The organism is Pseudomonas sp. KB-10, from assembly GCF_018221585.1.
GTDB classification, from domain to species: Bacteria; Pseudomonadota; Gammaproteobacteria; order Pseudomonadales; family Pseudomonadaceae; genus Aquipseudomonas; species Aquipseudomonas yangonensis.
In genome coordinates this window covers 228394-246751 of record NZ_QYYB01000006.1, presented here as the reverse complement: position 1 = coordinate 246751, position 18358 = coordinate 228394, and the positions used below count along the sequence as shown (strand labels likewise).

At 62.7% G+C, this 18358-nt stretch carries 20 protein-coding genes and 1 tRNA gene; 9 read left to right on the top strand and 12 right to left on the bottom strand.

The window, feature by feature from the left end; genetic code table 11:
* Positions 1-7 precede the first annotated feature (7 nt).
* From DXK50_RS17740 to DXK50_RS17700, 9 genes are all read right to left on the bottom strand, one after another.
* A complete protein-coding gene (locus DXK50_RS17740) occupies positions 8-2725 on the bottom strand; it encodes a nitrate reductase (protein WP_212631240.1) in 2718 nt (905 codons plus the stop codon).
* 87 nt (positions 2726-2812) lie between these two features.
* Complete coding sequence (nirD, locus tag DXK50_RS17735; RefSeq protein ID WP_212631239.1) at positions 2813-3130, bottom strand: nitrite reductase small subunit NirD; 318 nt, start codon at positions 3128-3130, stop codon at positions 2813-2815.
* Positions 3127-5583, bottom strand: coding sequence for a nitrite reductase large subunit NirB (nirB, locus tag DXK50_RS17730; protein ID WP_212631238.1), 2457 nt, complete (start codon positions 5581-5583; stop codon positions 3127-3129). Before nirB ends, nirD begins: the two co-directional genes overlap by 4 nt.
* 350 nt (positions 5584-5933) lie before the next feature.
* Positions 5934-7598 carry a bifunctional protein-serine/threonine kinase/phosphatase gene (locus tag DXK50_RS17725; RefSeq protein WP_212631237.1) on the bottom strand — a complete coding sequence of 555 codons (1665 nt, stop codon included), beginning with the start codon at positions 7596-7598 and terminating at the stop codon, positions 5934-5936.
* A gap of 3 nt (positions 7599-7601) precedes the next feature.
* A complete protein-coding gene (locus DXK50_RS17720) occupies positions 7602-8813 on the bottom strand; it encodes a nitrate/nitrite transporter (protein ID WP_212631236.1) in 1212 nt (403 codons plus the stop codon).
* A 373-nt stretch (positions 8814-9186) separates the two neighbouring features.
* Positions 9187-9342 (bottom strand): hypothetical protein, encoded by a 156-nt coding sequence (locus DXK50_RS17715; RefSeq protein WP_178101881.1) that lies wholly within the window; start codon positions 9340-9342, stop codon positions 9187-9189.
* 134 nt (positions 9343-9476) lie between these two features.
* Complete coding sequence (locus DXK50_RS17710; protein ID WP_161867064.1) at positions 9477-9920, bottom strand: thioesterase family protein; 444 nt, start codon at positions 9918-9920, stop codon at positions 9477-9479.
* A 48-nt stretch (positions 9921-9968) separates the two neighbouring features.
* The gene (locus tag DXK50_RS17705) at positions 9969-10658 is read right to left on the bottom strand and encodes a polysaccharide lyase family 7 protein (RefSeq protein WP_212631235.1); all 690 of its coding nucleotides are present in this window, start codon (positions 10656-10658) and stop codon (positions 9969-9971) included.
* A 325-nt stretch (positions 10659-10983) separates the two neighbouring features.
* On the bottom strand, positions 10984-11298 hold the full coding sequence (locus DXK50_RS17700) for a transcriptional regulator (protein WP_161867066.1): 315 nt from the start codon (positions 11296-11298) through the stop codon (positions 10984-10986).
* Positions 11299-11452: 154 nt separating this feature from the next.
* On the opposite strand from DXK50_RS17700, the gene DXK50_RS17695 reads away from it, so the two are divergent.
* The gene (locus DXK50_RS17695; RefSeq protein ID WP_161867067.1) at positions 11453-11845 is read left to right on the top strand and encodes a hypothetical protein; all 393 of its coding nucleotides are present in this window, start codon (positions 11453-11455) and stop codon (positions 11843-11845) included.
* A gap of 118 nt (positions 11846-11963) precedes the next feature.
* On the opposite strand, the gene DXK50_RS17690 is transcribed toward DXK50_RS17695, so the two are convergent.
* Entirely contained in the window at positions 11964-12653 is a 690-nt protein-coding gene (locus tag DXK50_RS17690; protein WP_212631234.1) for a crotonase/enoyl-CoA hydratase family protein, read from the bottom strand.
* Between the two features lie 185 nt (positions 12654-12838).
* Here DXK50_RS17690 and DXK50_RS17685 point away from each other — a divergent pair, with 185 nt between their 5' ends.
* From DXK50_RS17685 to DXK50_RS17675, 3 genes are all read left to right on the top strand, one after another.
* Positions 12839-13057 carry a hypothetical protein gene (locus tag DXK50_RS17685; RefSeq protein ID WP_161867069.1) on the top strand — a complete coding sequence of 73 codons (219 nt, stop codon included), beginning with the start codon at positions 12839-12841 and terminating at the stop codon, positions 13055-13057.
* A gap of 93 nt (positions 13058-13150) precedes the next feature.
* Positions 13151-13240: transfer RNA gene (locus DXK50_RS17680), tRNA-Ser, on the top strand.
* 297 nt (positions 13241-13537) lie between these two features.
* The gene (locus DXK50_RS17675) at positions 13538-13987 is read left to right on the top strand and encodes a hypothetical protein (protein ID WP_249186916.1); all 450 of its coding nucleotides are present in this window, start codon (positions 13538-13540) and stop codon (positions 13985-13987) included.
* Here the strand turns inward: DXK50_RS17675 and DXK50_RS17670 are convergent, their stop codons facing one another.
* Entirely contained in the window at positions 13988-14458 is a 471-nt protein-coding gene (locus DXK50_RS17670; protein WP_212631233.1) for a hypothetical protein, read from the bottom strand. It lies immediately after the preceding gene.
* A gap of 18 nt (positions 14459-14476) precedes the next feature.
* Entirely contained in the window at positions 14477-14728 is a 252-nt protein-coding gene (locus DXK50_RS25550; RefSeq protein ID WP_212631232.1) for a DUF389 domain-containing protein, read from the bottom strand.
* Between the two features lie 411 nt (positions 14729-15139).
* Here DXK50_RS25550 and DXK50_RS17660 point away from each other — a divergent pair, with 411 nt between their 5' ends.
* From DXK50_RS17660 to efp, 5 genes are all read left to right on the top strand, one after another.
* Positions 15140-15436, top strand: a complete 297-nt coding sequence (locus tag DXK50_RS17660) for a type II toxin-antitoxin system MqsR family toxin (protein WP_209449843.1) — start codon at positions 15140-15142, stop codon at positions 15434-15436.
* Between the two features lie 2 nt (positions 15437-15438).
* Positions 15439-15840, top strand: a complete 402-nt coding sequence (locus DXK50_RS17655; protein WP_212631231.1) for a type II TA system antitoxin MqsA family protein — start codon at positions 15439-15441, stop codon at positions 15838-15840.
* A 380-nt stretch (positions 15841-16220) separates the two neighbouring features.
* The gene (locus DXK50_RS17650) at positions 16221-16427 is read left to right on the top strand and encodes a hypothetical protein (protein WP_161867074.1); all 207 of its coding nucleotides are present in this window, start codon (positions 16221-16223) and stop codon (positions 16425-16427) included.
* Between the two features lie 109 nt (positions 16428-16536).
* Entirely contained in the window at positions 16537-17676 is a 1140-nt protein-coding gene (gene earP / locus DXK50_RS17645) for an elongation factor P maturation arginine rhamnosyltransferase EarP (RefSeq protein WP_212631230.1), read from the top strand.
* 34 nt (positions 17677-17710) lie between these two features.
* Positions 17711-18283 (top strand): elongation factor P, encoded by a 573-nt coding sequence (efp, locus tag DXK50_RS17640; protein WP_003240094.1) that lies wholly within the window; start codon positions 17711-17713, stop codon positions 18281-18283.
* Positions 18284-18358: the final 75 nt, after the last annotated feature.

Here is an 18358-nt window from a genome sequence, read left to right as displayed (position 1 = left end):
GATTCCTTTAAGCGTTGACTGCCAACGGGCGGATAGCTAGCAGGCGTTTGATTTCGGGGACGCAGGATCCGCAGCTGGTGCCGCACTTGAGCTCCTGCTTGAGGCCGTTCAGGTCCAGGCCGCGCTCGATGCCGGCGCACACCGCGCTTTCACTGACGTTCAGGCAGTTGCACAGGGTGTTGCCGCGGATGGCGGCGACGGCGTTGCCTGGCGGCGCGGAGACCGGGGCGAGCAGCCAGCGGCGCAGGTCGGCGTCGGCCTGGCCGTTCAGCCACAGGCTTCTGAGCCATTCGCTGGCAGCGGTTTCGCCGGCCAGGCGGAGGCTGACGATGCGGCCATCCTCGATGCGCACGCGTTTGCCCACCGCGCGGCGCGGGTCGTCGTAGGCCAGCACCGGGCCCTGGTTCAGGCGCAGCAGGCGGTCGATCTGCGCCAGCAGCTCGGGCTGCGGCGCCACGGCGCTGGCGGCGCGGATCAACAGGGCAGGGCGCTCGCGGCCAGTGGGGGTGAGGCTGGCGTAGGCGAACTCCTCGAAAAGCGGGCGCAGGGCCTCGAAGCGGCTCTGCACTTCGCCCTCGACCAGAGCGAACAGCTGCCAGGGCAGCTCGACCTTGTCCACCTCGACGCCGGTGTGCTTGAGCTCCGGTTGCTTGGACAGCGGATCGAAGGCCGGCTGGGTCAGCACGTTGGTCCCCAGGCCCTTGAGGAAACGGTCGCCCCAGTGCATCGGCAGCCAGGCCTGACCTGGGCGTACCGACTCGTCGCTTTGCACCGGCAGGATCAGACTGCCGCGGCGGCTGCGCAGTTTGATCAGGTCGCCGTCTTGCAGGCGGCGGCGACGCAGCTCGTCCGGGTGCAGGCCGAGCACGGCGGCCTCGACATGGCCGAACAGGCGCGCGGCGGTGCCGGTGCGGCTCATGCCGTGCCACTGATCGCGCAGGCGGCCGGTGTTGAGGGTGAGTGAATAGCGCGCCTCGCGCTTTTCCTTCGGCGCACGGTACGGGTCGGCATGGAACTGCGCGCGCCCGCTGGCGGTGGGGAAGCGACCGTCGGCATAGAGCCGCGCGGTGCCGATGCGTGCGCCGGGGGAGAACGGCCATTGCTGGGGACCTTGGGCATCGAGCAGCGCGTAGCTCAACCCCGAGAGGTCGAGGTCGCGCTCGGCGGTCAGGTGTTTGTATTCCTCGAACAGCGACTCGCTGTCGGCGAAATCGAACAGGCTGGGCAGGCCGGGGCGGAGCAAAGCTTCCAGGCGACGGGCAAAGTCGCAGGTAATCGACCAGTCGGGCCGCGCCTCTACAGGCGCTGGCACGGCGCGGCGTACATGGCTGACGCGGCGCTCGGAGTTGGTCACCGTGCCTTCCTTCTCGCCCCAGCTGGCGGCGGGTAGCAACAGGTCGGCGTAGCGGCAGGTCTCGGTGGTGAAGAAGGCTTCCTGCACCACGACGAAGGGGCAGGCGGCCAGGGCCTCGTGCACCTTGCTCTGGTTCGGCAGCGATTGCGCCGGGTTGGTGCAGGCGATCCACAATGCCTTGATGCGCCCGTCGTGCACCGCATCGAACAGCTCGATGGCGGACAGACCGGGCGTCTCCGGCAGGGCGTCGACGCCCCAGTAGGCGGCGACTTCGGCGCGGTGCTCGGCATTGCCGGCCTCGCGGTGGCCCGGCAGCAGGTTGCTCAGGCTGCCAGTCTCGCGGCCGCCCATGGCGTTGGGCTGGCCGGTCAGGGAGAAGGGGCCGGCGCCGGGTTTGCCGATCTGCCCGGTGGCCAGATGCAGGTTGATCAGCGCGCTGTTCTTGGCGCTGCCGGAGGAGGACTGATTCAGCCCCATGCACCACAGCGAGAGGAAGGAGGGCGCGCGGCCGATCAGTTCGGCGCAGCGCTGCAGGTCGTCCAGGCTGATGCCGCAGATATCGGCGGCGGCCGCCGGGCTATAGTCGCGCACCAGCTTCTTCAGTGCCTCGAAGCCTTCGGTATGGGCCTCGATGTAGGCACGGTCGATCCAGTCCTCCCATAGCAGGATATGCAGGATGCCGTGAAACAGCGCCACATCGGTGCCGGGCAGGATCGCCAGGTGCAGGTCGGCCAGCTCGCAGGTGTCGGTGCGCCGCGGGTCGACGACGATGATCTGCATCTCCGGGCGCCTGGCCTTGGCTTCTTCCAGGCGGCGGAACAGCACCGGGTGGGCGTAGGCCATGTTGGATCCGGCGATCAGCAGGCAGTCGCTCTGCTCGATGTCCTCATAGCTGCAGGGCGGGGCATCGGCGCCGAGGCTGCGCTTGTAGCCGACCACCGCCGAGCTCATGCACAGGCGCGAATTGCTGTCGATATTGTTGGTTCCCACCAATGCTCTGGCCAGCTTGTTGAAGGCGTAGTAGTCCTCGGTCAGCAACTGGCCGGAGATATAGAAGGCGACGCTGTCGGGGCCGTGCTCGCGGATGGTCTCGGCGAACACCGCTGCGGCGTGATCCAGGGCGCTGTCCCAGTCGGTGCGCGAACGGGCCAGGCCCTTGCCCAGGCGCAGCTCGGGATGGAGGGCGCGGGCGTCGAGGTCGTCGGTAAGGTGCAGAGTCGAGCCCTTGCTGCACAGCTTGCCGAAGTTGGCCGGGTGGCTCGGGTCGCCGGCGACGCCGAGAATCTTCTCGCCGTCGTGCTCGATCAGCACGCCGCAGCCCACGCCGCAGTAGCAGCAGGTGGAGGCGGTGACTTGAGTGGGGCTGGCCATTTTCGGAGCTCCTGAGGCGCGGGGAAGTTCTGGTGGGAGGGGCTTCAGCCGCGACCGTCGCCGCTGAAGCGCCTCCCACGAGGCGGGCTAGTTGCGTTGCGCGAATGCCAGCAACACACGGCCGTTCTCGACCCGGGCATGGTGCCGGTGAGCGCAGCCCACGTCCGGTGCCACCGCCGTGCCGCTGTCCAGCTCGATCTGCCAGTTGTGCAGCGGGCAGGCCACGCGCTTGCCGTAGATCAAGCCCTGGGACAGCGGGCCGCCCTTGTGCGGGCAGCGGTCATCCAGCGCGAAGACCTCGTCGGCCGTGGTACGGAAGATGGCGATATCGCCCTTGGGTCCGCTGACGATGCGCGAGCCGAGCACGTTGATCTCGTCCAGGGCGCAGATATCCAGCCAGTTCATACGGTGGCCTCCTCGATTTGCACCACCTTGATGGTGTCGAACTCTTTCTTCAGTTGCGGCGTCTCGATGCGTTCCTTCCATGGGTCCTGCTCGAACGAGAGGGCGTAGTGCAGGCGCGCGGCTAGGGCCTTGCGGTTGGCTTCGTCTTCCAGCACCGCCTTCTTGATGTGCTCCATGCCAACGCGCTGCATGTAGTGCACGGTGCGCTCCAGATAGAAGGCCTCCTCGCGGTACAGCTGGAGGAAGGCGGCGTTGTACTCGCGCACTTCTTCGGCTGTTTTCACCTTGACGAAGAACTCGGCCACCTCGGTCTTGATCCCGCCGTTGCCGCCGATGTACATCTCGAAGCCCGAGTCCACGCCGATGATGCCGACGTCCTTGATGCCGGCCTCGGCGCAGTTGCGCGGGCAGCCGGAGACCGCCAGCTTGACCTTGTGCGGCGACCACATGTTGAACAGGTCGTGCTCCAGGTCGATACCGAGCTGGGTGGAGTTCTGCGTGCCGAAGCGGCAGAACTCGCTGCCGACGCAGGTTTTCACCGTGCGGATGGATTTGCCGTAGGCGTGGCCGGAGGGCATGTCCAGATCCTTCCACACCGCTGGCAGGTCGTCCTTCTTGATGCCCAGCAGGTCGATGCGCTGACCGCCGGTGACCTTGACCATGGGCACGTTGTACTTGTCGGCCACGTCGGCGATTCGGCGCAGCTCGGATGGGTTGGTCACGCCGCCCCACATGCGCGGCACCACCGAGTAGGTGCCGTCCTTCTGGATGTTGGCGTGGGCGCGTTCGTTGATCAGGCGCGACTGCGGGTCGTCCTTGGCCTCGCCCGGCCAGGTGGAGATCAGGTAGTAGTTCAGCGCCGGGCGGCAGGTGGCGCAGCCGTTGGGCGTGCTCCAGTTGAGGAACTCCATGGTCTGCGCCATGGACGTCAGGTGCTGCTCGCGAATCGCCTTGCGAATCTGTCCGTGGTTGAGGTCGGAGCAGCCGCAGATGGCCTTCTCGCTCTTGGGTTTGACGTCCGCCGCGCCGCCGACGGTGCTGATCAGAATCTGCTCGACCAGGCCGGCGCAGGAGCCGCAGGAGCTGGCCGCCTTGGTGTGCTTCTTGACCTCGTCGACCGAGAACAGCCCGTTCTCCTGGATCGCCTTGACGATGGTGCCTTTGCATACGCCGTTGCAGCCGCACACTTCCATGCTGTCGGGCATGTTGGCGGTCTTGTCGGCGCCTTGGTGGCCGACATCGCCGATGGCGCCTTCGCCGAACATCAGGTGGTCGCGGATCTCGCTGACGTTGTGGCTCTCGCGGATCTGGCGGAAGTACCAGCCGCCGTCGGCGGTGTCGCCATACAGACAGGCACCGACCAGCACGTCGTCCTTGATCACCAGCTTCTTGTACACGCCGCCGAGGGGGTCGGACAGCGTTATCGTTTCCGTTCCCTCGCCGCCCATGAACTCGCCGGCGGAGAACAGGTCGATGCCGGTGACCTTTAGCTTGGTCGAGGTCACCGAGCCCTGGTAGCGGGAGAAACCGAGCTGGGCCAGGTGGTTGGCGCAGACCTTGGCCTGCTCGAACAGCGGCGCCACCAGACCGTAGGCGATGCCGCGGTGGCTGGCGCATTCGCCGATGGCGTAAACGCGCGGATCGAAGGTCTGCATGGTGTCGTTGACCAGGATGCCGCGGTTGCAGGCGATGCCGGCGCTCTCGGCCAGTTCGGTGTTGGGACGGATACCGGCGGCCATCACCACCAGGTCGGCGGGAATCACCTCGCCGTCCTTGAACTTCACCGCGCAGACGCGACCTTCGCCATTGTCCAGCAGCTCGGCGGTGTGCTTGGGCAGGAGGAACTTCAGGCCGCGGTCTTCCAGGGACTTCTGCAGCAGCTCGCCGGCGGTGCGATCCAGCTGGCGCTCCAGCAGCCAGTCGCCGATATGCACCACGGTCACGTCCATACCGCGCAGCTTGAGGCCGTTGGCCGCTTCCAGGCCGAGCAGACCGCCGCCGATGACCACCGCATGCTTATGGGTCTTGGCGGTGTCCATCATGGTCTGGGTGTCGGCGATGTCGCGGTAGCCGATCACGCCGGCCAGGTCCTTGCCCGGAATCGGCAGGATGAAGGGGTTGGAACCGGTGGCGATGAGCAGGCGGTCGTACTCGGCTTCGCTGCCGTCATCGGCGATCACCAGACGCTTCTTGCGGTCGATCCTGACCACCTTGCGCCCGAGCAACAGCTTGATGCCGTTATCGGCGTACCAGTTGAGATCGTTGAGCACGATCTCTTCGAAGGTCTGCTCGCCGGCCAGTACCGGGGAGAGCAGGATGCGGTTGTAGTTGGGGTGCGGCTCGGCGCCGAACACGGTGATGTCGTAGAGACCGGGGGCGAGCTTGAGCAGCTCTTCGAGGGTGCGCACACCCGCCATGCCGTTGCCGATCATCACCAGCTTGAGTTTTTGCATGCCGGCCATCTCCTGAGTCATTGATCACGGAAAAAATTGTCGGGAGCAATGTTTAACGTCGCTCCGCGACGGCTCGTAGAGTGGCTGCCAGGGATGGCAGGCCATAAAACAAAAAAGGCGTCCCGCTAGTCACCTAGCGAGGACGCCTTTGTCCAAGTCCCGTTCTATCGGGAAGTGCGGCCTTCCTCGTTGAAGGTCGCGCTTTATTTAATTTGTGGCAGTGCTAATGCAGCGCCTGTGCCAACTTCTCGAAACCCGGTTTGCCCGGCTTTTCAGCAACTTGGCGGTGTATGACGACTGGGTTTGTGCACCTTTGCGAGGCGTTTTGCGCTGCTTTGGTGCGAGTTGGGCTATTTGAGCAGCAGGAACGCCAGCAGCAGGTTAAGCAGCAGCGACACCAGCGCCACCGTGCGCCACACCAGCAGCGGCTCACGTTCCAGCAGCGGTCGCGGACGGTTGTTCAGCGACTGGCGCTCGCCACTTTCCAGGGCCAGCAGCCATTCCTCGGAGGTTTCGAAGCGCTGCGCCGGGGTGGCGGTTACCGCACGGTTCAATACTTCCTCGAGCCAGGCAGGCAGATCCGGGCGATAGCGGCTGGCCGGGGTCGGCTGGCCGAAGCGTGGGTGCTGGAAAGCCTCGACCTCGCCGTAGGGATAGTGGCCGGTGAGCAGGTGATAGAGGGTCACGCCGGCGGCGTAGAGATCCTGCTGGGCGCTGGGCGGGCTGCCGGTGAAGGCTTCCGGGGCAATATAGCTGGGCGTGCCGGGCAGGCTGTGGGCCTCGTCGCGGGTCAGGCCCGGGCAGTAGGCCAGGCCGAAGTCCAGCACGCGCAGCTCGCCGTCGTCGCCGAGCAAGAGGTTCTCCGGCTTGATGTCGCGGTGGATGATATTGCGTCGGTGCAGCAGACCGAGGGCCTTGATCAGCCGCGGCGCCAGGTCCTGCCAGTCGGCCAGGCTCAGCGGGCCGGCCTGCTGCAGGCGCGCGGCCAGGGTCTGGCCGGCGTATTCTCGCTGCACGTAATACAGGTGCTGGCGCTGCGGCAGGGCGTGCAGCTCGGGGAAATGGCGACCGGCAACGCGGCGCAGGAACCATTCCTCCTGCAGCAGTGCCGGGCCGGCCTGTTCTTCGCCTGCGCGGCTGGCCGGCAGGGTCTTGAGCAGCCAGGGCTGATGATGCGCGTCGCGCACCCGGTAGATCAGCGACTGGCGCGATTCGCCGAGCAGGCCTTCGACTCGCCAACCCTCGAACTCCTGGCCGTCGCGCAGACGCGGCGGCAGCGGCCAGTGCTCGAGCTGGGCCAGGGTGTCGGCCAGTGCGGCTTCCGGGAGCTGCTCGACGTGCACCAGCAGGGCGCTGGCGTTGTCCTGGCTGCCGGCGTGGTGCGCTTCGTCTACCAGGGTCTGGCAGATCGCCTCGGCGTCATCGCCCTGTAGCAACTCGCCGATGCGCTTGTCGCTGAGGCAGGCCCAGACCCCGTCGCTGACCAGCAGGAAGCGGTCGCCGGCCTGCAGCTCGCCATCGCGGTAGTCTACCACCAGATGCTGGTCCAGGCCCATGGCGCGCTTGAGCACGTGCTGCATGCCCGGCTGTTCCCAGACATGGTCCTCGGTCAGACGCATGAGTTGGCCGTCGCGCCACAGGTAGGCGCGGCTGTCGCCGATATGCGCCAGGGTATAGCGGCGACCGCGCAGCACCAGGGCGGTGAGGGTAGTGAGCAGCGGCTGGCCACCGCCGTTGGCCTGCAGCCAGCGGTTATGCGCGATGAGCAAGCGGTCCAGGCTGTGCTGCACCGGCCAGGTTTCCGGCGTGGAGTAGTAATCCAGGGCCAGCGCCTGGAGGGTGGCGCGCGCGGCCAGACCGCCATCGACGCACTGGCTGACGCCATCGGCCAGGCCCAGCAGGTAGCCCTTGCTGGCGGCCAGGGCCGGCGACGGGGTGACCACGCGCAGGGCATCCTGATTCTCGCTGCGCGGGCCGGTGGCGCTGTTTTCGCCGATGCTCAGTTGCAGGGGCATTCGTTACACCCGCGCAGCGGTCACCGCGGCGCTACCCCAGGTGGTGCGCCAGCGCTGCTTGACGCCGTGCAGGCCGAACCAGGCCAGTACGCCGAGACTGGCGAACAGCCAGAGGCCCAACTGGTAGTCGCCGGTATGCTGCTTGATGGTGCCGAGGCCGGCGGCGAGAAAGAAACCGCCGACACCGCCGGCCATGCCGATCAGCCCGGTCATCACGCCGATCTCCTTGCGAAAGCGCTGCGGCACTAGCTGGAACACCGCGCCGTTGCCGGCGCCCAGGCCAAGCATGGCGGCGACGAACAGGGCCAGGGCGGCGGTCGAACTGGGCAGGTTGAAGCCCACCGCGGCGATGCACAGCGAGGCGATGGTGTACATCACCAGCAGCGAGCGGATGCCGCCGATGCGATCGGCCAGCGCGCCACCTAGCGGACGCAGCAGGCTGCCGGCGAAGACGCAGGCGGCGGTGTAATAGCCGGCTGTGACCGGGTTCAGCCCGTATTGGTCGCTAAAGTAGCCGGGCAGGGCGCTGGCCAGGCCGATGAAGCCGCCGAAGGTGACGCTGTAGAAGAACATGAACCACCAGCTGTCGCGGTCGCCGAGGGCCTTGAGGTAATCGCCGAAAGCCTTGGGTTTGGGCCGTTCCGGCGCGTTCCTGGCCACCAGGGCGAAGATCACCAGGGTCGCCAGCAGCGGGATCAGCGCCCAGCCAAATACGTTTTGCCAGCCCGACAGCGCCGCCAGACCAGGAGCGAACAGCGCCGCCAGCACGGTGCCGGAGTTGCCGGCGCCGGCGATGCCCATGGCCTTGCCCTGGTGCTGCGGTGGGTACCACTGGGAGGCCAGCGGCAGGGCGACTGCGAAGGAGGCACCGGCGAAACCGAGGAACAGGCCGAGCAGCAGCGCCTGCTCGTAGCTGCCGATGCCGATCTGCCAGGCGCAGAACAGCGCGACGATCACCACCGTCTGGCCTAGCAGCCCGGCGGTTTTCGGCGACAGGCGGTCACAGAGAAAGCCCATCAGCAGACGTAGCACCGCACCGGCGAGAATCGGCGTGGCCACCATCAGGCCGCGTTGCTGGGCGTTGAGCTCGAGGTCGGTGGCGATCTGTACCGCCAGCGGGCCGAGCAGGTACCAGACCATGAAACTCAGGTCGAAGTAGAGAAACGCAGCGAACAGGGTGGGGGCGTGGCCGGCTTTCCAGAAACTTGTATTCATCGATCACCTCATCAGCGAGAAGGAGCCCGGCATGGCGCAGCAAACCGTGGTCGTGGACACGGCGGCGAAGCCGAAGCAGGGTCGAACGATTGCAGTGCAGGCTCGGGTTGCGACGCCTGCGCCAGCCCCGGACGCTGGGGCGAACACAAAAAAAACGCCGCTTCACCGCAGACCATGAAGGCCGGGTGAGGCGACGTCTTTGTCGTGAGGGAGGCGGCCGCCGTTGGCTACCTGGTATCAGGGGCTAAGCAAGTGCCGGGCCAATCGATCAAAGCCTTGAATGTAGGGCGACACGGACCTCGAGTGCGTAACGGGCTGCCGCAAAACGAGGCGTTTGCGTTGCAGTTGCACCTGAACGGGGCGGGAGCCTCGTTCAACTTCGGTAGGTGCTGAGCGCGGCCTGTGAGGTGATGCTGAAAGGAAGGGCCCCGTTGGTGGCGTGGGTCGGTAGCGGCAGGGTCAGCAGGGCGATTGCCAGCAGATTGCTCAGCAGTCCGGCCTGACGGGCGCGGCGGTAGGTGTCGGTCATCCTCGTTCCCCCTTTTCTGTTATGAGCTAGGCGTAGCAGAGGAATGGCGATGTGTCACGCAACCGGCAGAAAACTCTACGCATTTCTGCGCAACGACCAGACAACATCGCCTTTGCTGGCGGGCGCCAGCGTAATCAATCGAGCCGATTGACCTTGGGGAACTTGGCGTTGAAGGCGTCCGGCATGGGCACCACCTTCGACTGGCGGTAATCGAAGAATACGAAGCCGGACTTGGCCATTGCCACCAGCGCACCGTCGGCAGGGCGGGTGATACGGAATGTGATGTCGCCGCCATACTTGTTGAAGTCCATGACGCCGACCTCGAACAGCAACTGGTCGCGAGCATGCGCCTCGGTGCGGTAGGTGGTAGCCAGGTCGGTGACGATGATGCCGGTACCGTTGTCGTCGGTCTCGCGAATACCGAACTCGTATAGGAAGCGCGCCCTGGCTTCGGAGATCATCGAGATCATCGAGTCGTTACCCAGGTGATTGGCGCCATTGATGTCAGTGACGCGCACAGTGAGGTGGGTGCTGTAGCAATACTGGTCTTCAGGAAAATCGAGGGTCAGGCGTGCCATGGTCGAATCGTCGTCGAGAAAAGCGGCGATTGTATGCCGCCGCTTGCCTTAGCGGTGCGCGCTGTTGAGGTGATGGAAGGTGACCCGCCCGCCTTCGTTGTCCGGTCCGGAATTGTCCTGGACGTAGGCGCCCGCCTTGAAATAAAGGTACTGGGTGTTCCAGCGACTGCTGAGCTGGCGGTAGACCGCGCCCTCATCGCCATCGTTGCTGACCACGCTGACACCGAGGCGACCGCTGGGCGTCACGCGCAGGTCGTAGCCGAAGCGTTCGCCGAGTTGCACGTTGTCGGCCAGCAAAATGTTCTGCACCTTGCGATCACCCGGTCTCGCGCGCAGCAACAGTTCCACGCGCCCCACGCCACGGCGGTAGTGATACTGCACCTTGAGCAGTGGGTCGTTTTGGCTGCCTGGCACGTCGGTGCTGTGGATCTGGCCGATCACCACCTTGTTGCGGCTGGGTACCTGCTCGACCTGCAGAACGGCACTGAGGTAGCTGTCCGAACTGGCGTGCTGCCAGTTGCTCAGGCTGCCGTCGCGCTGGGTTTCGCGCAGCTCGCTGCGCGGATAGCGCGCGTCAGCGGTAGTTGAGCCGGTTACCGGTACCCAGAAGGTCACGCTGCCGTCGCCATTGCGCCGGAAATAACGACTTTCGTAGCCGTTGCTCAGGCGCTCGGTACTGATGGTGGTGGGCGTGGTTTCGGTGGGGATCGAAAGGTTCCAGGTCGTCAGGTCCAGCACGGTGTTCTCTGCTCGTCGGTTGAAGGCACAGCTTCGTCCGTCAAACGCTCCAGAGGTTCCCCGCTCCAGTGCCTGCGCCAGAGCTGTTACCACCGGTTCAGGCAGCCGGGCGCTGGTAGAGCAACTCCGCACGGCGGTGCGACAGGCGTAGACCTCTGATACAAGTCTGTGAGTCACAGATGGATGTGAAATCAATGGTTTGCGGCTATGTGATGACATCGCAGGGAACCTTGGCTGCCCTGCGCAAGAGCAACATGACGACTTGCTATTGAGCCAAAGACGCCGCGCATGCATCTGCATCGCCGCGCGATTTGGTGCGTGTCGCTCAGGAAACCGGCTGTGCATGGGCCTCTTCGACGTAGTCGCGCAACCAACGCAGCACTTCGACGGCTTCCCAGCGAGCCGGGTCGAACAATGCGTACGCCAATCCCTGATAGCCGACCACATCCAGCTGCCGGTGATAACCGGCGCGCTGTAACAGCGCCTCTATCTCGGCGAAGCACGTATTGAAGTGCTGACGGTTAAAGGGAGTGCGGCTCTCGGTGACAATGCCTTCGAGCAGTAGCTCATCGACCATCTCGCGAACGCGCTCCAGCGGCATGCGGTTCACTCGGTGTTTCAGCTGCAGTACGTCCAGCATGATGGCGCTCCTATGTGCTCGGTCATTTACCTGCGGAATAGGGTAATCGAAAAATACTGTACAAATAAACAGTATTGGGTGATAGTGGCCTCATTCAGGCGACAACAACCCGCCCGCCATGCAGATGTGGGCGCCTTGCAAGGGGGTATTGGCAATGCAACAGATGCTGATGACGATTGTGCTATTGGCTCTGCTGAGTGGCTGTGCGCAGCCACAGATCGAACGACCACAGGCCAACGGCGCCTACTTGGTGATCGAGGGGGAGCAGGCCTGGGCTGTGCTGGTCTCCAATGGCCAGCGCGTCGAAGAAGCAGGCGTGGTGCTCGACATAATCCATCTGCCTGGCCACCACTCCAATATCGCTGCCAGCTATGTGATCGAGACGCCCAATTGCGGCAAGCTGCAGTGGCTCACCGAGCGCCATGGTGCAGCAGAGGGCGAAACCACGCTGCTGCCGACAGCCTTCAATGAGCAATTGGGCAAGCCTGGCTGCGTGCTGGCCCAGGGCCTGAGCCGGGTCTGGACGGCGCTGGACTACTCCGGCTGATCTTGCAGTGTGCGCCACGCGCACCAACGTTCGACCCAGGGGCACCTGGCTCCGAAAGAAAAAAGCGCCGCGACCTCAACGGAAGCGGCGCTTTTCATATGCGCGGCGTGTCGCCTGTTTACATCAGGTGCTGCTTGTCCATCTCGATGGCCGCATCGAGGGTTTCCAGCAGAGCCTTGCGCACTTTCAGCTTGGTGTTCTTGTGCGCCGTCATATTGATTTTCTTCATCTGCTGCGCTGCCGCCTGCGCGGTGGCCAGCAGTTGCTCGGCCGGCACGATCTTGTCGAGGAAGCCGGCATCCACGGCACCAGCCGGGTCGAACATCTCGCCATTGATCACAGAGCGGTGGAAGGCCGACTTGCGCAGACGGTCGCGGGCCAGTTCGATACCGACATGGTGCATGGTCATGCCGATCTGCACTTCGTTCAGACCAATGCTGAACGGACCTTCGACGCCGATACGGTAATCGGCGGACAGCAGGATGAAGGCCCCCTTGGCCACGGCATGGCCCGGGCAGGCCACGATGATCGGAAAGGGGTGGGCGAGCATGCGCCGCGCCAGGGTGGAACCTGCGGCTACCAGGTTGATTGCATTCTGCGGGCCGGAGGTCATCACCTTCAGGTCGTAGCCACCCGAAAGAATGCCCGGCTGGCCAGTGATGATGACGATGGCGCGATCCTGCTCGGCGCGGTCGAGCGCAGCATTGAAGGCAGCGATCACGTCAGGTGAGATGGCGTTGACCTTGCCATTGCTCAGGGTGAGGGTGGCGATGCCGTCTTCGAGTTGATAGCTGATCAGGTCGCTCATGGCAGTTTTCCTTGTTGGAGCCGCGGGGCTGAATGTCGGCAGAAGGTACTCAGCCCAAACGCTCTGGTAAAGCGCCGTGACTGACTGGCGGGTCAGTGTTTTTGCCTATCGTGGCGATGGCTGTTGGTAATTGGCGAGCGCCGCCGCCTGACCATTAAGGTGGCAGCGAACCGAAGGAGCTGCCCATGAATACTCTGTACTCCATCCTTTATACGGTCGCCGTCATCGGCCTGCTGCTGGCTTCCGTCGCGCTCAGCGAAACGCTCTACCTGCGCAGCCCCACGGGTGTGCTGCTGCTCTTCGGCGTGGGATTGTTCATGTCCCTGGGTTTCCTCCTGTTCGGTCACATGCGCTTCGACGAGCCACCCGGCGAGGAGCATGACGAAAACCCGCTTCGCTCTTAAGCGCATGAATCCTTTAAAAAAAATTTGCCATTGGGAAAACATTCGACTACATTAGCGCGCCTCGACGGGGTAAACGCCAAAACGTCGAGATCCGGTGAAGTGTCCGAGTGGTTGAAGGAGCACGCCTGGAAAGTGTGTATACGGGAAACCGTATCAAGAGTTCGAATCTCTTCTTCACCGCCACTTTCGCAAAACCCCTGCAGGGAAACCTGCAGGGGTTTTTGCTTTTCTGGCCCATCACTTTTAAACGCCATGCGTACCCAGGGTGCGTACGCGCAGCTTCCTGACAGGGGCGAATGAACGTTGCCTTATATCGAGGCTTCAGGCGCTGCCGCCTGAATATCCCAATGCGGGCGCGCAGTCAGCTCCAGCAGTCAGGTGCCGAGCAGGGCGCTGTTGACCATGCGGCGCTTGCCTAGCTTTACGGTCGGTAGAACGCCTGCATACGAGCCGGTAAGCCAGCCCCAGCCATACGCCTCGATGGAATGGACAGAGGAAGAAAAGGCGAGGGCGATTGTCAGCTCGCAGAATGTGTTCAGTGACAAGAACTACACACCCAAGCAGCCGGCCAGCACCTACACACCGCCCGCCACCCACCGCATAGCCCAGGCCCCTCAGCAAACGCAGCAGCGCCAAACCAAGCAGGTGAGCCGCGAGCGTACTTCCAAGTGGATCAAGAGCTGGAACGGCGGCAGCAACTACCTGGCGGAATGGCTATCGGTGAATAACTACATCGACAGCACCAGCGTCTGCGCCAACCACCGGCGCGGATCAATCGACTACAGAGAATGCCGCAAGGCCGCCAAGCAGCACTTTCACGAACAGTGCAGAACCTGGCGCGCCCGCTATGACAGTAACCGCAAGACGCATAGTGATCGTATGAAAACGCGCTATTGCTCTGCGGCGAGCAGTTTTAATCCGATGGGGTGACTAAAATCCCCAAGAGAAAGCCGGGCCGCAATACAGCACGGTATTGCAAGCAAAGAACATGCTGAGAAGATAGCCGCCCAAGGCTCCCGTACACCCCAAAGCAAATCCGTTTTCAATTGTTTGGCTGGGCTTGACCTTGGAGTAGATCAAAACAGCAACTGTGCCAACTACTGCACCCATCAGTCCCAACAGGTAATCCACTCCAGGGCCATGCAGGCTGACAAGTGACATGTTAATTGCCCTAATTATTACCGTCATGGCAAACCCCAGGGCAAGGCCTGCTAGGAAACCCTTGTGGGGGTTGAAAATCAGACAGAAGACGATGCTCGTCAGTGCAGTGAAGTAGCTGTATGACGTGACCCATGACGGAAGAAATTCGCCACTGTTAAGCAGGAACGCCGCTGTTGTCAGGTGGGTAATGCCCAGGGCAAGGGGTATGTCGTATTGCTTAAGTAATCGTCCGTTGATCAATTATGAATTTCCCTATGGTTAGTTGAAGTGATGACCTATGTAGGGGGATAGCGCATCCTTGACGGTGAGGGTAGTAATTACAATAAATATAGCTAGCAGCCAACTAATCAGAACCATAAATTTGCTGCCGCCAAACTTTCGGTGCCACCACCAGCGCAAAGAAAGAATCGCGAGGCATAGCGGCGGGATGGTTGCGAGCGCTATAGCCAATCCAACTAAGCTAGTTGGCCGAGTGCCCGCTATGGCTACAACGGTCAAAAGAAACGCCATCAGCAACTTGCGCCGACGTTCAGGCCATGGATTGTGAAGCGGGATTGGGCGCATTTTTTCCAAGCATGTGGAATAGAAAGGATTAGTGGCCAGACGCTATTGCTTGCATCGAGGTTTGTCCAGCGACTATGTAGCGATTTGCCAAAAATACTGCGTTAAACCGAGACGAAGTGAGTAGTTGAAAGGCAAAAAGCATGTGCCACGACGTTACCAGAGCAGCCTAGGCTTTCTCATCGGGATAATCTCTTGTGCAGCACGCGCTGACGAAGATGGTCAAAGTAATGGCGATCAGCAGGCTCTGCGGGCTTGGATGCGGCGCCAGCAAGCAATTCGTTGCGCAATCGTGTACGGCTGTCGTCTGGCATGGATGCTCCCTTGAAGAAATTAACCTAAAAGGTTATTTTATGCGGCATGGAAAAGCGCAAACCCCATTTCAAGCTTGAGCTGGTGAAGCAGGCCGTAGCCGACCAGCGTTATCGCTTCACCCGCGTAGCCCTTGAAGGGGGCGCTGAGCTGGGTATGGAGATGGCTGACATGCTGGCCGTCATCAGTGCCCTGAGCAGCCGCGACTTTTTCAAGAGCATGACAACCTATGCGGATCATACTACCTGGCAGGACGTTTACCGACCCGATACCGAATTCGGGCAGGTCTACCTGAAGTTCACGCTGGTGGCCGATCTGCTGATCGTTTCCTTTAAGGAGAAGTGACCATGAAATGTCCAGTATGCGGCGGGGCGGAACTGGTTCACGACACCCGCGATATACCCTTCACCTACAAGGGGCAGACCACCCAAATTACTGCGGTAACGGCTGACTGGTGCGATGCCTGCGGCGAGTCCCTGACTGGGCCGACGGAGAGTGAGCGCGTTATGCGTGCCATGAACGAGTTTCGCCAGCAGGTGAACGCCCAGGACGGCAATCAGGAGCTGATTCGCAGTGTGCGTAAGCAGTTACGGTTGAGCCAGCGCGAAGCGGCAGAGCTGTTCGGCGGTGGGCCGAATGCGTTTTCTCGCTACGAGCGAGGCAGCACGGAAGCACCGCAACCGCTGGTGCAGTTGTTCAAGATCCTGGGCCGGCACCCGGAGTTGATCAACGAGCTGCGTGCAGGTTGATGCCGAAGTCTAGAGCCGAATAGCGACGAATCGAGCAGGTGAGGGGAGTCCAAGACCCGTAATGTGCGGGTTTGGCACGGACTGACACGCTACCGAAACGGGTTCAAATCTCTTCTTCACCGCCACTTTCGCAATACATCAAGCCCTGAGAGCTGAAAGGTCCTCGGGGCTTTTGTTTGCTGTCTTTCTGCTGGCCTACGTCAGCACGTCGCGTATTCGCTTGCGTCATGGCTCGCCTGAACTCGTGTCTGGCCGGCTTCAGTCCATCCGGCTATCCATTGGCAATATCCATGGTCACTATCGAAAGCACTGATTTCTGCCTGGCGAGGCTGGAGCCTAAAGTGAATTCCAACAGAGATTGAGTTGGATTGGAGGTCGCTATGTCCCGTATCGATGTGGTTTCCCTTGTTGGTAGTGCCGTGCCAGCCGAGCTGCGATCCGATGGTCATATGGCCTGCTGGCTGCTGATGGTCGATGGCCAGCCTAAGGCCGGTCCGTTCGCTTCCCGCGAGGCTGCGCTGGCTTGCCAGGCTGTCTGGCTACTCAGCAGCGGCGTTCGCCGCGAGGGCGAATCGCTGGTCGCCTGATTCTTCGCTTTCCCCCCGCGCTTGCTCCAGCGCTCCCCTTGGCCCGCCTCTGGCGGGCTTTTTCTTGTCTGCCGGGTAGAATGGCGATCATTTTTTCGAGGGGCGCCGTGTGGTCAGGTGGGACATTTTCTGCAGCGTGGTGGACAACTACGGTGATATTGGCGTGACCTGGCGGCTGGCACGGCAATTGGCGGCTGAGCAGGGGCATGCGGTGCGCCTTTGGGTCGATGAGCTGAGCGCCTTCGTGCGCCTGTGCCCCGCAGCAAGTGCCAGCGCCGAGTGGCAGCGCCACTCAGGTGTCGAGGTGCGTCACTGGCGCGAGCCGTTCCCCGCGGTGGAGCCGGCGGAGGTGGTGATCGAGGCTTTTGCCTGTCAGTTGCCGCCTCCCTATATACAGGCGATGACTGACGACGCCAGACGTCTGTGGCTGAACCTGGAATACCTCAGCGCCGAAAACTGGGTCGCGGGCTGCCATGGCCTGCCATCGCCGCAGCCAGGCGGCTTGCAGAAGTTCTTCTTCTTTCCCGGGTTCGTGGCGGGCACGGGGGGCTTGCTGCGTGAGGCCGAGCTGCTGGCGCGGCGGCGCGCCTTTCAGGCCGATGCGTCGGCGCAGCAGGCATTTTTACAATCGCTTGGCGTGGTGCGCGCAGCCGATACGCGCTTGATCTCGCTGTTCGCCTACGAGAATGCCGGGCTGGCGGGCTGGCTCGATGCGCTGGCAGCCGGCGCGCAAGCGACTCAGCTGCTGGTGCCGCAAGGCAAGATTCTCGCCGATCTGCAGGTCTGGCTGGGCGATGCGCAGCTGGCGCCGGGTGATCAGCGCCGGCGCGGCAATCTGCAGGTTCATGTGCTGCCTTTTCTCGCGCAGGACGATTACGACCGTCTGCTCTGGTGCTGCGACCTCAATGCGGTGCGCGGCGAGGATTCCTTTATCCGCGCGCAGTGGGCCGGGCGGCCGCTGCTCTGGCATATATACCCGCAGGAGGAGGGGGCGCACTGGGACAAGCTGGAGGCTTTCCTGGCGCTCTATGGCACCGAGTTGCCGTCGGACGTCGCCGCTGCGCATGCCCAGTGGTGGCGCGCATGGAATGCCGGAGAGGGGATGGAACAAGCCTGGCCTGCGCTTCTGCACGCGTGGCCGGTATTGCAGCAACATGCCGAGCGCTGGTGCGATTCGCAGGCCGCTCGGCCGGACCTTGCCACAGCGCTGGAACAGTTTTACCGAAATTGGCTATCATACGCGGCCTAGATTTCTGTACCTCCCGCATATTTCGGATATCCGCATGAAAACTGCACAAGAAATGAGAGTCAACAGCGTGGCCCTGATCGATGGCCAGCCGTGGCTGATCCAGAAGGCCGAGTTCACCAAGTCCGGTCGTAACAGCGCCATCGTCAAGATGAAGCTGAAGAACCTGCTCAACGGTTCCAAGACCGAGACCGTCTACAAAGCCGACGACAAGATGGAGCCGGTGATTCTCGAGCGCAAGGAAGTGAACCTGTCCTACATCAGCGGTGAGGACTACGTGTTCATGGATCCGGAGTACAACTCCTACGAGCTGCGTGCCGAAGATCTGGAAAGCGTTCTGCCGTTCATCGAAGAAGGCATGACCGACGTCTGCGAAGCCGTGTTCTTCGAAGGCAAGGTGATCTCCGTCGACCTGCCGACCACCATCGTGCGTCAGGTTGTCTACACCGAGAACGCTGCCCGTGGCGACACTTCCGGCAAGGTGATGAAACCTGCCAAGCTGCGCAACGGTACCGAGATCAAGGTTGCCGAGTTCGTCGACATCGACGACTGGATCGAGATCGATACCCGTGACGGTTCCTACAAGGGCCGCACCCAGGCTCCGGCCTGAGCTTGAACGCTACGAAGAACCCGGCCTAGGCGCCGGGTTTTTTGTGCCTGATTTTCAGAGCGCTATCGCGGCTGA

Coding starts and splice junctions, on each gene's coding strand:
- DXK50_RS17740 (WP_212631240.1), bottom strand. CDS start 2,725: ATGGCCAGCCCCACTCAAGTCACCGCCTCCACCTGCTGCTACTGCGGC.
- nirD (WP_212631239.1), bottom strand. CDS start 3,130: ATGAACTGGCTGGATATCTGCGCCCTGGACGAGATCAACGTGCTCGGC.
- nirB (WP_212631238.1), bottom strand. CDS start 5,583: ATGCAAAAACTCAAGCTGGTGATGATCGGCAACGGCATGGCGGGTGTG.
- DXK50_RS17725 (WP_212631237.1), bottom strand. CDS start 7,598: ATGCCCCTGCAACTGAGCATCGGCGAAAACAGCGCCACCGGCCCGCGC.
- DXK50_RS17720 (WP_212631236.1), bottom strand. CDS start 8,813: ATGAATACAAGTTTCTGGAAAGCCGGCCACGCCCCCACCCTGTTCGCT.
- DXK50_RS17715 (WP_178101881.1), bottom strand. CDS start 9,342: ATGACCGACACCTACCGCCGCGCCCGTCAGGCCGGACTGCTGAGCAAT.
- DXK50_RS17710 (WP_161867064.1), bottom strand. CDS start 9,920: ATGGCACGCCTGACCCTCGATTTTCCTGAAGACCAGTATTGCTACAGC.
- DXK50_RS17700 (WP_161867066.1), bottom strand. CDS start 11,298: ATGCTGGACGTACTGCAGCTGAAACACCGAGTGAACCGCATGCCGCTG.
- DXK50_RS17695 (WP_161867067.1), top strand. CDS start 11,453: ATGCAACAGATGCTGATGACGATTGTGCTATTGGCTCTGCTGAGTGGC.
- DXK50_RS17690 (WP_212631234.1), bottom strand. CDS start 12,653: ATGAGCGACCTGATCAGCTATCAACTCGAAGACGGCATCGCCACCCTC.
- DXK50_RS17685 (WP_161867069.1), top strand. CDS start 12,839: ATGAATACTCTGTACTCCATCCTTTATACGGTCGCCGTCATCGGCCTG.
- DXK50_RS17675 (WP_249186916.1), top strand. CDS start 13,538: ATGGAATGGACAGAGGAAGAAAAGGCGAGGGCGATTGTCAGCTCGCAG.
- DXK50_RS25550 (WP_212631232.1), bottom strand. CDS start 14,728: ATGGCGTTTCTTTTGACCGTTGTAGCCATAGCGGGCACTCGGCCAACT.
- DXK50_RS17660 (WP_209449843.1), top strand. CDS start 15,140: ATGGAAAAGCGCAAACCCCATTTCAAGCTTGAGCTGGTGAAGCAGGCC.
- DXK50_RS17655 (WP_212631231.1), top strand. CDS start 15,439: ATGAAATGTCCAGTATGCGGCGGGGCGGAACTGGTTCACGACACCCGC.
- DXK50_RS17650 (WP_161867074.1), top strand. CDS start 16,221: ATGTCCCGTATCGATGTGGTTTCCCTTGTTGGTAGTGCCGTGCCAGCC.
- efp (WP_003240094.1), top strand. CDS start 17,711: ATGAAAACTGCACAAGAAATGAGAGTCAACAGCGTGGCCCTGATCGAT.